Annotated in this window: 14 protein-coding genes; 12 read left to right on the forward strand and 2 right to left on the reverse strand. The window is 32.5% G+C overall.

The annotated features are described in order from the left end of the window. The first annotated feature begins 43 nt into the window (after positions 1-43). From tmk to rsmI, 5 genes are read left to right on the forward strand one after another with little or no spacing between them, the layout of a single operon-like run. Positions 44-658, forward strand: a complete 615-nt coding sequence (gene tmk / locus NQ499_RS00085; RefSeq protein WP_040389700.1) for a dTMP kinase — start codon at positions 44-46, stop codon at positions 656-658. Further along, the gene (locus NQ499_RS00090) at positions 655-1,614 is read left to right on the forward strand and encodes a hypothetical protein (RefSeq protein WP_006505007.1); all 960 of its coding nucleotides are present in this window, start codon (positions 655-657) and stop codon (positions 1,612-1,614) included. The genes tmk and NQ499_RS00090 overlap by 4 nt, the downstream gene beginning before the upstream one ends. Before the next feature lie 4 nt (positions 1,615-1,618). Further along, positions 1,619-2,587, forward strand: coding sequence for a PSP1 domain-containing protein (locus tag NQ499_RS00095; RefSeq protein WP_006505006.1), 969 nt, complete (start codon positions 1,619-1,621; stop codon positions 2,585-2,587). After that, complete coding sequence (locus NQ499_RS00100) at positions 2,469-3,302, forward strand: tRNA1(Val) (adenine(37)-N6)-methyltransferase (RefSeq protein WP_155812598.1); 834 nt, start codon at positions 2,469-2,471, stop codon at positions 3,300-3,302. Before NQ499_RS00095 ends, NQ499_RS00100 begins: the two co-directional genes overlap by 119 nt. Then, on the forward strand, positions 3,292-4,143 hold the full coding sequence (gene rsmI / locus NQ499_RS00105) for a 16S rRNA (cytidine(1402)-2'-O)-methyltransferase (RefSeq protein ID WP_006505004.1): 852 nt from the start codon (positions 3,292-3,294) through the stop codon (positions 4,141-4,143). The genes NQ499_RS00100 and rsmI overlap by 11 nt, the downstream gene beginning before the upstream one ends. 488 nt (positions 4,144-4,631) lie before the next feature. Here the strand turns inward: rsmI and NQ499_RS00110 are convergent, their stop codons facing one another. After that, the gene (locus NQ499_RS00110; protein ID WP_006505003.1) at positions 4,632-5,138 is read right to left on the reverse strand and encodes a GNAT family N-acetyltransferase; all 507 of its coding nucleotides are present in this window, start codon (positions 5,136-5,138) and stop codon (positions 4,632-4,634) included. Positions 5,139-5,238: 100 nt separating this feature from the next. On the opposite strand from NQ499_RS00110, the gene NQ499_RS00115 reads away from it, so the two are divergent. The 7 genes from NQ499_RS00115 (at position 5,239) to NQ499_RS00145 (ending at position 11,345) form a co-directional block, all read left to right on the forward strand. Further along, positions 5,239-5,442 (forward strand): DUF1146 domain-containing protein, encoded by a 204-nt coding sequence (locus NQ499_RS00115; RefSeq protein ID WP_040389699.1) that lies wholly within the window; start codon positions 5,239-5,241, stop codon positions 5,440-5,442. An 85-nt stretch (positions 5,443-5,527) separates the two neighbouring features. Further along, on the forward strand, positions 5,528-6,517 hold the full coding sequence (mreB, locus tag NQ499_RS00120; RefSeq protein ID WP_006505001.1) for a rod shape-determining protein: 990 nt from the start codon (positions 5,528-5,530) through the stop codon (positions 6,515-6,517). A gap of 39 nt (positions 6,518-6,556) precedes the next feature. Further along, positions 6,557-7,330, forward strand: coding sequence for an HAD family hydrolase (locus NQ499_RS00125; protein ID WP_006505000.1), 774 nt, complete (start codon positions 6,557-6,559; stop codon positions 7,328-7,330). Between the two features lie 533 nt (positions 7,331-7,863). Beyond that, on the forward strand, positions 7,864-8,250 hold the full coding sequence (locus NQ499_RS00130) for a hypothetical protein (RefSeq protein WP_040389697.1): 387 nt from the start codon (positions 7,864-7,866) through the stop codon (positions 8,248-8,250). Continuing rightward, entirely contained in the window at positions 8,243-8,674 is a 432-nt protein-coding gene (locus tag NQ499_RS00135; RefSeq protein ID WP_006504997.1) for an NfeD family protein, read from the forward strand. Before NQ499_RS00130 ends, NQ499_RS00135 begins: the two co-directional genes overlap by 8 nt. A 1-nt stretch (position 8,675) precedes the next feature. After that, positions 8,676-9,581, forward strand: a complete 906-nt coding sequence (locus NQ499_RS00140; RefSeq protein WP_006504996.1) for an SPFH domain-containing protein — start codon at positions 8,676-8,678, stop codon at positions 9,579-9,581. 138 nt (positions 9,582-9,719) lie between these two features. Then, complete coding sequence (locus tag NQ499_RS00145; RefSeq protein WP_259848560.1) at positions 9,720-11,345, forward strand: IS1182 family transposase; 1,626 nt, start codon at positions 9,720-9,722, stop codon at positions 11,343-11,345. Positions 11,346-11,535: 190 nt separating this feature from the next. Here the strand turns inward: NQ499_RS00145 and NQ499_RS00150 are convergent, their stop codons facing one another. Next, a complete protein-coding gene (locus tag NQ499_RS00150) occupies positions 11,536-12,291 on the reverse strand; it encodes a DeoR/GlpR family DNA-binding transcription regulator (RefSeq protein WP_006504438.1) in 756 nt (251 codons plus the stop codon). Positions 12,292-12,314: the final 23 nt, after the last annotated feature.

Raw genomic sequence — 12,314 nt, forward strand, 5'->3', positions numbered from 1 at the left:
TTGTAAATCACATATAATATTAATGTTTGAAGGAGCGTATGATATGAGTTTATTTATTACTTTTGAAGGTGGAGAAGGCAGTGGTAAAACGACTATTGCAAAGATGTTACATAAACAGTTTATTGAAGAAGGATATAATATCACTTTTAGTAGAGAACCTGGTGGTGTAGATATTGCAGAACAGATCAGAGATGTGATTACTGATGTTAACAATACGAAGATGGATGCAAGAACTGAAGCATTACTTTATGCAGCAAGCAGAAGACAGCATCTAGTAGAAAAAGTACTTCCTGTATTAAAGGAAGATGGTATTGTGATATGCGATCGTTTTATCGATAGTTCTCTAGTTTATCAGGGAATTGGAAGAGGTATTGGCGTAGATAATATCTACAACATGAATCTTTTTGCGACAGATGGTATTCTTCCTGATTTAACTATTTTCTTTGATGTAAAACCTGAAGTCGCTTTAAAGCGTATTACAGGGGATAGAGAAGTCAATAGATTAGATTTAGAATCATTGGATTTCCATCATAAAGTGTATGAAGGATATCAGATGATTTGTGATAAGTTCCCAGATAGAATTGTGAAGGTAGATGCTTCTTTACCAGTTGAAGAAGTATATCGTCAGGTTTATGAAATTGTAAAGGATAGACTATGAAAGAATTCTTAAAAGAAACACAACCTATTTTCTATCGTATCTTAGAGAAGAGTTTTAAAGAGAATAAAAAGACTCATGCATTTCTTCTAGTAGGGGATCATACGGATGATATTGCGACATTTATTGCCCAGTCTTATATATGCCATGAAGATACACTAGCGTGTGAAACTTGTGATGACTGTATACGAATTAAAGAAGGTCTTTATCCTGATATGATTGTATGTGATGGTAAAGAGACTTCTATTAAGAAATCTGATATTGATCATATTCAAGAAGAGTTTGTGAAATCAAGTGTAGAGAATAATGGAAAGGTATATATTCTTAAAAATATTGATAATGCGACAACTCAGGCAATGAACAGCTTATTAAAGTTTTTAGAAGAACCTGTAGAAGAAGTATATGCAATCCTTACAACAAAGAATATTAATAAAGTACTACCTACTATTCAATCTAGATGTCAGGTGATTAAATTGCTTCCTGAATCTAAGCATTCTTTAGAATTAAAACTAAAGAATGAAGGGGTGGATGAAGAAGATGCTATGGTTCTTCCTCATCTGTTTGATTCGATTGAAGAATGTAATGAGTATAAGGATAGTGAGTTGTATTTTGATATTAAGAATTATGTATTCTACTTTATTGAAGATTTATATATGAGACCATCGGATTTATTGATCAATTTACAGATTAATCTTGGTAAGAAGTATAAAAAGAATAAAGAAGCCTATGCATTATTCTTAAATCTTCTGGTGTTAGGCATGAGGGATATGTTTCACGTGAAACATTCTATACCTGTATTATTTGTGAAACATAAAGATTTCTTTGAGAAGATGCCAGAAGATGGTAAAATATTACAGAAAATAGAAATCATATTAGAATATGCTGAAAGACTCAACAATAATGTCAATCTTGCATTATTATTAGATGGTATGGTATATAAAGTATTGAAGGGAGTTTGATGAAATGGATAGATTAGCGGCTGTTAGATTTAATAGCGCTGGTAAATATTATTACTTCTCCACAGATTTAGATGTTAAAAAGGGAGATAAAGTAGTAGTAGAAACTGTAAGAGGATTAGAATTAGGTGAAATCATTACAGATCTTGCAGACTTATCAGAATTTAAATTAGATAACGAATTAAAGAGAATTAAACGTGTTGCGAATAGAGCAGACATTGAAGTATATAATATCAATAAGATTAAAGCAAAGAAATCATATGAAATCTGTAAAGAAATCATTACGGAAACAAACCTTGATATGCATTTGATCAATTGTGAATATACATTGGATGCATCTAAAGTTATCTTTATGTATACATCTGATGAACGTGTAGATTTCAGAGATTTATTAAAGAAACTTGCTAGTGTTTTTAAATGTCGTATTGAATTAAGACAGGTAGGACCTAGAGATAAAGCTAAAATTGTAGGTGGTATTGGAAACTGTGGCTTACCACTATGTTGTAACTCATTCTTAGGTGAGTTTGATGGTGTATCTATCAATATGGCTAAGAATCAGTTGCTTGCGATTAATATTGATAAAATTTCAGGTGTTTGTGGACGTTTATTATGTTGTTTAAAGTATGAAGATGAAGCGTATAAGGAAGTTAAAAAGAAATTCCCTAAGATTGGCTCATTTATTCGTTATGAAGATAAACAGTGTAAGGTTGTTGGTTTAAACGTTATTTCTGACTTAGTAAAGATTGATAATGAGGGCAGTATCTTATTTATACCTTTATCTGATGTAGATAAGAAGCCTGCACCTAAAAGGGAAAAACATATCTTAGAAGAATTAGCACCTAAAAAAGAAAAGAAACATGAAAAGCCAAAACAAAAGAAGCCAAGACAACAGCATAAACCAAAACAGAATAATCAGAAGCCAAGAAATATCAAAGGTAATAATCCAAAAGGAAAGAAAGATGAACGAAGAAATTAATCATCTCCTTGGTTATAATGATATGAAAATCATCCAGAGAAGAGATATGTTTACCTTTTCTCTGGATACTGTTTTATTGGCAAATTTTTGTGCAATCACAAAGGATATGAAGACAATCGTAGATTTTGGAACAAATAATGCAGCCATACCATTAATCTTAACGCAACGCACTCATAAGAAGATTATTGGTGTTGAAATTCAAAAGGAAGCTGTAGAGATTGCAGAAAGAAACGTAAAATTAAATCATGTAGAAGATCAGGTAGAAATTATTCATGATGATATTAAAGAGTATGTGAAGTATGCTCCTCGTACCAAAGCAATTGTCTGCAATCCACCTTTCTTTAAATTAGGAGAGAAGTCTCATATTAATGAAAGTCCTTATATGACTATTGCACGTCATGAAATTAAAATAGATCTAGAAGGTATTATTGCATCAGCTGCAAAGATTCTAGATCAGAATGGTCGTTTCTCAATGGTCTATCGTCCAGACCGTTTTATTGAAACAATTGAATTATTTAAAAAATATAGAATAGAACCTAAACGTATCCGTTTTGTCTATCCTAAAGAAGGAAAGGAATGCAATACATTCTTAATTGAAGGTGCATTCTTAGGCAAAACCGGACTAAAGATTGAACCACCTTTATATACACATAATGAAGATGGAAGCTATTCCGATGAAGTTAAACAGTTAGTAGGTGAGATGAATGTTAAATAGACAAAAAAGTTTTGAAAATGGAAAAGCGACACTTTACCTTGTACCAACACCAATTGGTAATTTAAGTGAAATGACACCAAGATGTATTGATGTGATGAAGAGTGTTAACTATATTGCGGCAGAAGATACACGTAATACAGTAAAACTATTAAATCATTTTAATATAGAAGCTAAGCTTATTTCTCATCATGAACATAATCTGCATGTTGCGATTCCTAAACTTCTATCATTATTAGAAGAAGGAGAGTCAGTTGCATTAGTAAGTGATGCGGGGTATCCAGCTATTAGTGATCCGGGGTATGAAATGGTGCTAGCAACTATTGATGCAGGATATAACGTCGTTCCTTTATCAGGATGTAATGCCTGTTTAGATGCTTTAGTTGTCTCTGGGATTGCGCCACAGCCATTCATGTTTTATGGTTTCTTAAGCCATTCAAATAAAAATAAGACTAAAGAATTAGAAAAATTAAAAAATATCACTTATACGATCGTATTCTATGAAGCTCCACATAGAATTAAGGCAACATTAGACTGTATGATGAAGGTATTAGGTGATAGAAAAATTGCGTTATGTAGAGAAATCACTAAGAAGCATGAAGAAATTCTAAGAGGTACTATTTCTGAAGTATTGGAAGTAGTAGATGAATTGAAGGGTGAAATGGTCATTGTGGTTGAAGGTGGTACTGAAGTAACTGAGGAAGAGACTTTTGACCAGACAATCACAGAACATGTTGATGAGTTTGTAGAAAAAGGCATGTCTAAGAAGGATGCTATTAAAGAAGTTGCAAAGATTCGTAAATTAAATAAGAATCTTGTGTATGAAGAATATCACAAAAAGTAAAAGGGTAATGTTTCACGTGAAACATTACCCTTTTTGCTTGGAAGACCTCATATTTCTAGTTAATAACTATAAATACAAGAAGAAAAAAGTAAAGTCATTCTTAAAAAATGACAATGACAGTTTAACATAAGGTAAATTTTAATTCAAATGGATATTTAAGAAAAGCATCTATGATATGAACTAAAAATACAAATCATATTAAAGGGACAGTTATAAGTGACTGTATAAGACTAAAATTTATTTCTAAGTAATTGATAAGCAAATACAACTTTAAAAGATAAAATGATAATCATAATATAATCTAGATTGAGTTTTCTTGAATAATACCAATCAAATAGTAAGAACAGAATAGAAAGAGATAAAAATATGATATAGACAATTTTAAATTTTTCATAAGAGTCCACCTCAATGAATTAGAGTATATTTGTTTATTATATGTATTAAGAAAATGTAAAAGTAAAATTAAAAAACTGTGTTTACACACAGTTTCAAATCAATCTTTCGTAAGCTTCTCTTTCTTCACCATTTTTCAAACGAATAATACCACAATATTTAAATCCATTCTTTAATACAAATTCTTTCATTGGTTTATTATTCTTTTCAATATCTAAACGAATAGAAGGGGTACCACTTTGCTTACATATGTTGACTGCATAATCCAATAATTCTTTTGCATAGCCATTTCCTTTATGATTATTATCAATCGCAAAACGATGAATTATACCATATTGTCTCGTATCAGTAAGCCAATGACCATTGTAGATTCTTACATAGCTAGGTTCTATTCCTATAATAAAATGCATAGTGCCATATATATGGGAGTGTTCAGAAAGAACGTAACTGTTACCTGACAAAATGTCGTCTAGAATTGTATTTATATCAGGATATCCTTTTTGCCATTGTTTAATATCATTATCTTTGAAATATTCTTTTGCCTGATTAATAAGATCCATCACACGACTTAGATCTTTAATTTCTGATGCGCGTACATGCATACCAATCACCTCATTTAAAATTGTACAAGAAATTATTTGAAATATCAAATAGTTGTATTTTAATTGTTGAAATGGTTAAATGGTATCAAAGGAGGATGTTATGTTATATCGTACTGTTAATGTTTTAATCTATATAATTTCAGTCTTATTAGCTATGTATGGCTTGCAGGCTTTTGATTTTGAACGCTTCTTAAGAAAGGGTAGAATCGGTCAGTTTTATGTCATCTATATTGTTGCGAGCGTAGCGCTCGGATACTTATTTGCACAATTTATACTTAATTTTGGGACATTAAGTTTTTATTGATTTAAAGCCAATATTTTTTAATTAATTGACTTGAATAATATGAATAAAATGATAAAATAGAAATGCTTACAAGGAGGAAAAAGGTATGAGCTTATCAAAAGAAATTGGTATTGACCTTGGTACTGCAAATATCCTTATCTATGCTAAAGGAGAAGGAATTGTAGTAAATGAACCGAGTGTTGTTACTATTAATGTAGAAACAAATAGACCTGTTGCTGTTGGTGAAGAAGCAAGAGAAATGCTTGGAAAGACTCCTGGAAAATTAAAAGCAATCCGTCCTTTAAAAGATGGTGTTATTGCTGATTTCCAGACTACTGAAATCTTACTAACACACTTTATCAATAAACTTAACTTAAAAGGAATTTTTGCTAGACCAACAATCTTAATTTGTTGTCCATCTAACATCACTTCAATCGAAAAGAGTGCCATCCAGGATGTTGCTTTAAGATGTGGTGCTAAGAAGGTATATATCGAAGAAGAACCAAAAGTAGCTGCTATTGGTGCTGGTCTTGATATTTCTAAACCATCTGGAAATATGGTTATTGATATCGGTGGTGGAACTACAGATGTTGCTGTACTTTCATTAGGTGATATCGTTACATCTCAGTCATTAAAGATTGCTGGTGACAAGATGGATCAGGAAATCATTAAGTACGTTAAAGATAAATATAAGTTATTAATTGGTGATGCTACAGCTGAAGAAGTTAAGAAACAAATCGGCTGTGCATTTGAACCTGATGAAGAAACAGTTATGGATGTTCGTGGTAGAGACTTAGTTACTGGTCTTCCAAAGACTATCCAGATGAATGAATCTGAAACAGTTTCTGCTTTAGGTGAAGTTTGTGAAACAATCTTAATTGCTGCTAAGCAGGTTCTTGAACAGACACCACCTGAATTATCTGCAGATATCGTAAACAAGGGTATCTTCTTAACAGGTGGAGGAGCTTTATTAAAGAATTTAGACAAGTTCCTTGAACAGGGATTAAAGGTTCCTGTATTCGTAGCTGATACACCACTTGATTGTGTTGCTGAAGGCTGCGGTGTCATGTTAGAAAACACTACATACTTACAGTAAGAGATAGCGTTCGCGCTATCTCTTTTTTTGGAGGAAATAATGAAAGCGATATTTTTTGATATTGATGGTACAATTTACCATCCAGAGATTGGTATTAGTCAGAATACAATTGATGAAATTCATAGAGTACAGAAATTAGGCCATAAATGCTTTATCGCAAGTGGTAGACCAACTGGATTTATTTCTAAAGAAGTGAAATCCATTGGTTTTGATGGCTACGTATTAGCGAATGGAGCACATATTATGACTGAAGGAAAAACAATTGATTCTTTGACTTTACCTTATGAAGAAACAAAGAAACTTATTGAATATGTAGAATCGCAGGGATATGAATATATACTTCTTACAACTGATCGCTGTTATTTGAAAAAGGAATCACCACATATGTATGAATTCTATGCCTGGTGTAATATTGATATGGATTCTTTATGCAATGATTATGATTTAGATGAAGTACTAAAGAAAACAATTAAATTAGAAATCAGATATAATAAAAAAGAAGACAGTGTAGGACTTATTGAAAGACTAGGGGCTTTCTTCTATGAAAAACATGATGATAGCTTAAACATTGAAGTATCTAATATAGATACTTCTAAAGGTCATGGTATTGAAACAATGCTTCACTATTATGGATTAGATGTTGATGACAGCTATTGTTTTGGTGATGGAGCCAATGATTTAGAAATGTTTAAAACAGTGGGGCATCCAATCGCTATGAAGAATGCAATCCCTATGATTTATCATCATGCATCAATCATCTGTGAAGATGTATTGCATGATGGTGTGGCAAAAGAATTAAAGAGACTCTTTTAACTTCTGTATAAAAACAGAAGTTTTTTTACACAGATATCTTGTTTATAAATAACATAATAGATTATACTATTATTAGTAAATAGTTTTACGATTTTGTTCTTAACGTTAGCTATAAGAAAATGTTAGTTATTATTAAAGAATAGGAGAAGTATAGACTATGCAAGGATACTTGTTAGGCATTTTTTTTATCTTATTATTAGCAGTGATTGATTTTTACCTTCAGAAGAAGATTAATAAAAAAGGATATGTATTTCTATGTATAAATAAAGGTAGATTAAGATATCCAATACTTGTTTTATTTGTGGCTTTCTTTATTTATTTCGTCATAAAGAAACAGTATCTATTGATTCTATGTATGCTATATATGCTAAGAATAATAGATAAACTCATTTACATAAATAAGAAATAATACTTTTGAAACTCTAACATTCAAGATGGTAGAAATATTATCTTATTGTTAGAGTTTTTTTGTTATACGGTTTTTGTTGAATAAAAATAATAAAAATAATATAATGATATTGGAGGTGATAAACATGAACTTTGTCTGGAATACAAACGAACTGAATGCATCTGTCGTCTCCATTTATGAAACAAATATTACATTGAATACGACAGCATGTATGCATTTTGAAAATGTGAATTATGTTCTATTAGGTATTGATTATGACAATCATTGTATCGGTATCAAACCCGTGGGAAAGCAAGCTATCAATGACGGAATCTATCCACAGGACCAGCTTCATAAGATATCAAGAGGTAAGTCCTATGGAAGAATCACAAATAAACCATTTATTAAAGAACTTGCCGATTTGATTCCTCTCGATTTCAATGAAAAGAATGTCTTTAAGTTTAAAGGAACATATGACATTGTTCATGAAGTTCTCATTGTTGACTACAAGGAGGGAAAACTAAATGGATAGTTTGGTAGTGTGGTCAGGTGTTATGGTTGCGTGTATTGTAGTAGAAATACTCACAGTATCGTTAGTGAGTGTCTGGTTTGTGATTGGTGCTTTTGCGGCATTAATTGCCTGCTTATTAAATGTATCGGTTCCAATACAGGTCGCTATATTTCTTGTGGTATCAGTTATATGCGCAATAGTAGCACGTCCTATGGCTGTAAAAAGTCTGAAGGGCAATATAATACATACGAATAATGATGCACTCATAGGAACTCATGCTCTCGTTATTAAGAGAATCGATGCAGATCATATGGGTGAAGTAAGAATTAAAAATCAGATTTGGTCAGCATCCTCACTTCATAATTTAACTTTAGAAGAAGGAGAATATGGGGAAGTTGTCGCAATTGAAGGTGCACATCTAGTTGTTAAAAAGGAGGAGAACTAAGATGTTAGGATTTATTTTAATGATTTTATTAATCGCAATTGTTGTTATTCTTATTTTCAGTACAGTAAAGATTGTTCCACAGTCATATGCTTATGTAGTAGAAAGAATCGGTGCATATGACCGTACATTAAATGTAGGTTTACATATTCTTATTCCTTTAATTGATCGTGTATCTAATCGTGTATCATTAAAGGAACAGGTTATGGACTTCGCTCCACAGCCAGTTATTACTAAAGATAACGTTACAATGCAGATTGATACAGTTGTCTATTTCTCTATCACAGATCCTAAGTTATTTACTTATGGTGTAGTAAGACCAATTAATGCGATTGAAACATTAACTGCAACTACATTAAGAAATATCATTGGGGAACTTGAATTAGATGATACATTAACATCAAGAGATATCATTAACTCTAAGATGAGATCTATTCTTGATGATGCCACTGATCCATGGGGTATCAAGGTAACTAGAGTAGAAGTTAAAAACATTCTTCCACCAAAAGATATTCAGGAAGCAATGGAAAAACAGATGCGTGCAGAACGTGAAAGACGTGAATCTATCTTAGTTGCTGAAGGTAAAAAACAGGCTGCAATCTTAAATGCAGAAGGGGATAAGGAATCTCTTGTATTACGTGCAACAGCTGAAAAAGAAGCACAGATTGCGAAAGCAGAAGGTCAGGCTGAAGCATTAAGACTTGTTTATGAAGCACAAGCTAAAGCTATTCAGTATATTAATGAAGCAAATCCTGAATCTGCTTATATCCAGTTAGAAGGATTAAAAGCATTAAAGAACTTAGCTGATGGACAAGCTACAAAGATTATTGTACCTAATGACTTGGCAGGATTAGCTGGTACACTTACAACTTTATCAGAATCACTTAAGGATCCTAAAAAGCCTGAGTAACAACAGTCAGAAGACAGATGCTGTCTTCTGATTTTTTTATATCTAAAAAGAGGCTGTAACGGGTAAATAACTCATTATAGTTTCATAAACAGTAAAAGGCGGACCGAAGTCCGCCTTTTATGGTACATTAATTCTACCATGAAAACATACCAACAAGATTATACGGCATATCAGACATATGCGCTACTAGATTTTAATATTTCTTTTGAAAAAGATATACCTGCTGATGATATTTCAAGAACTGTGATTGAAGTTACGGAAAGGATAGATATAAACAAGTTTGTTGACTTCACTCATAGAAATTCTCATGGGTATGATGGTCTCATGATGCTCAGACTGCTTCTGCTTGCTTTTGCGGATAATGGTTATGCATCTACAAGAAAGCTTGCAGAACTATGCAGAACTGACATCAGATATATGTTCATCGCACAGAATCAGAAGCCTTCTCATCAGGCATTTCAGAGATTCATCCATGATGATCTCATTATGTCCGTTGAAGAGATATTCTATGAAATGAATAGAATCATGGAGGATGAACTTCCTATCGATACAGATATATTATGCATTGACGGTACTAAGTATGAAGCCAATGCCAACAAGAACACATTCATATGGAGAAAAAATACTGTCAGACATAGGGAAAGACAGTGGAAGAAGTGTAATGATACTATCAAGAGAATCAATAAGTTCTTTAAGGAACAGAATATCAACTGCAGATACTCCATTCTTAGAGAGCCTAATATTGATTATCTATTGAGAGTTACAGATAAAATAGAGATTTACATGAAGGACAATGGAATAGAGTTCGTTCATGGAAAAGGATGCAGAAAGAGCGAGATTCAGAAGCTTTATGATGAGCTAGCGAAAGAAGCGATGAAACTTTTTGAATATGCACTGCATTTTGATATGCTTGGTGACAGAAACAGTTGTTCCAAGACAGACCCTGATGCAACATTCATGCACATGAAGTATGACTATTATAATCATACTAACGTTTTCAAGCCTGGATACAATGTCCAGGTAGGCGTGAGTGATGGCTTCATCAGAAACATTTACGTAAGCAGTGACTGTTCTGATATTCAGACATATATTCCCTTCATGGAGAAGTATAAGCTTATGTATGGCAAGCTTCCTTTAAAGACACCTGCTGATGCAGGTTATGGTAGCTATGATAACTATATGTACTGCAGGGAAAACGGTATTGAGCTGTTTATGAAGTATCCAGGATATTATGAAGAATCGAAGAAGACAAATGATAAGAATAGATTCAGAGCCTCTCATTTTGAGAGAACAGAAGATGGCGGGTATATATGCCCTGCTGGTCATGAGTTTGAGGTGGATAAGGTAACTACTGATACAAGGGGCGTATATGCACGTAATAATATAAAACTAATAAATCATTACTGTGATGGTTGTCCATTCAGATCAAGATGCACTAAATCCAGAATTGGAAGAAGCATAAACTACTGCAAGGAACTTGATGAATTTCATAAGGAAGTAAGAAAAAATGTCACAAGTGAAGAAGGAAAGAAACTCATGTTCAAGAGAGATAATGAAGCAGAAGGAACTTTTGGTGATCTTAAGGAGAATATGGGTTATGACAGACTCTACAGAAGAGGACATGACAATGTTCAGATGGAGATCTACCTTGTTTCAATGGGGCATAATATCAGGAAATATCAGAAACTGAAGAAAAGAATCAAGGAAACAGAAGAAAACCAGATGAAACAGGTCAAGGAGATGCTCAGATTGTTTATCTGCTGATAAAATTTTTTTAGGAAATGGGCAGGTTCTTTTTAAGTACGTCTGAAATATGAAAAGGTTATTCACCATGCAATAGTGAATAACCTTTTTGGGTTTGAATATACGAAAAAGAGCTGTAACGCTCAAGGTAGTAGTAAATACTATCTATTCGTTACAGCCTCTATTATAATCATTTAAAAAATCTTTTGTTTTATACCGTTACAATAGTTGTATATTCTTTATAATGTTTTAATACATCAGGATCAATTTCATTATCAGTAATGACTGCATCAAAGTTAAATAGATCATAGAAGATATAAAAGTCAGAACGATTAAACTTAGTAGAATCTACAAGTAAATATCTATTCTTCGCATTATCTAAAGGTATTCCCTGTGATTCTCCTTCTTCTAATGAATAAGTTGTAATACCACTATTAAAGATACCATTACACCCAATAAAGGCTTTTGTATATCTTAGTTTACTTAATACCATATTAGTGATAGGCCCTACAAAGGTATTTGTATTACTACGATATTCTCCACCTGTTAACATTACATCAGTAGGAGTATGACCACTCAAGATATTAAATACGGCAAGAGAATTCGTAACTACTCTAATATTACGACCACATAACTGCTCAGCTAATAACTGAATAGTAGTACCAGGACCTAAGAATATAGTTTCTCCTTCTTGAATAAGACTTGCTGCTTTATGCGCAATTCTTGTTTTTTCTTCTATCTGTACAGAAGACTTTTCTAAATGAGAACGTTCATGATCCATACTAAAAGATAAACTCTGTGCTCCACCATGTACTCTTAATAACTTACCAGATTTCTCTAATTCATCTAAATCTCTTCTTGCAGTCATATCAGAGACTTCTAATTGTTCCATGATTTCATTGATTGATATGATTCCTTTTTGATTGACCATCTGTGTAATTCTTACAAGACGTTCCTTCTTTAACATGTTTTCACTCTCCTTGTCAGTGT

The organism is Catenibacterium mitsuokai, assembly GCF_025148785.1.
Lineage (GTDB): Bacteria > Bacillota_I > Bacilli_A > Erysipelotrichales > Coprobacillaceae > Catenibacterium > Catenibacterium mitsuoka.

Coding starts and splice junctions, on each gene's coding strand:
- tmk (WP_040389700.1), top strand. CDS start 44: ATGAGTTTATTTATTACTTTTGAAGGTGGAGAAGGCAGTGGTAAAACG.
- NQ499_RS00090 (WP_006505007.1), top strand. CDS start 655: ATGAAAGAATTCTTAAAAGAAACACAACCTATTTTCTATCGTATCTTA.
- NQ499_RS00095 (WP_006505006.1), top strand. CDS start 1,619: ATGGATAGATTAGCGGCTGTTAGATTTAATAGCGCTGGTAAATATTAT.
- NQ499_RS00100 (WP_155812598.1), top strand. CDS start 2,469: ATGAAAAGCCAAAACAAAAGAAGCCAAGACAACAGCATAAACCAAAAC.
- rsmI (WP_006505004.1), top strand. CDS start 3,292: ATGTTAAATAGACAAAAAAGTTTTGAAAATGGAAAAGCGACACTTTAC.
- NQ499_RS00110 (WP_006505003.1), bottom strand. CDS start 5,138: ATGCATGTACGCGCATCAGAAATTAAAGATCTAAGTCGTGTGATGGAT.
- NQ499_RS00115 (WP_040389699.1), top strand. CDS start 5,239: ATGTTATATCGTACTGTTAATGTTTTAATCTATATAATTTCAGTCTTA.
- mreB (WP_006505001.1), top strand. CDS start 5,528: ATGAGCTTATCAAAAGAAATTGGTATTGACCTTGGTACTGCAAATATC.
- NQ499_RS00125 (WP_006505000.1), top strand. CDS start 6,557: ATGAAAGCGATATTTTTTGATATTGATGGTACAATTTACCATCCAGAG.
- NQ499_RS00130 (WP_040389697.1), top strand. CDS start 7,864: ATGAACTTTGTCTGGAATACAAACGAACTGAATGCATCTGTCGTCTCC.
- NQ499_RS00135 (WP_006504997.1), top strand. CDS start 8,243: ATGGATAGTTTGGTAGTGTGGTCAGGTGTTATGGTTGCGTGTATTGTA.
- NQ499_RS00140 (WP_006504996.1), top strand. CDS start 8,676: ATGTTAGGATTTATTTTAATGATTTTATTAATCGCAATTGTTGTTATT.
- NQ499_RS00145 (WP_259848560.1), top strand. CDS start 9,720: ATGAAAACATACCAACAAGATTATACGGCATATCAGACATATGCGCTA.
- NQ499_RS00150 (WP_006504438.1), bottom strand. CDS start 12,291: ATGTTAAAGAAGGAACGTCTTGTAAGAATTACACAGATGGTCAATCAA.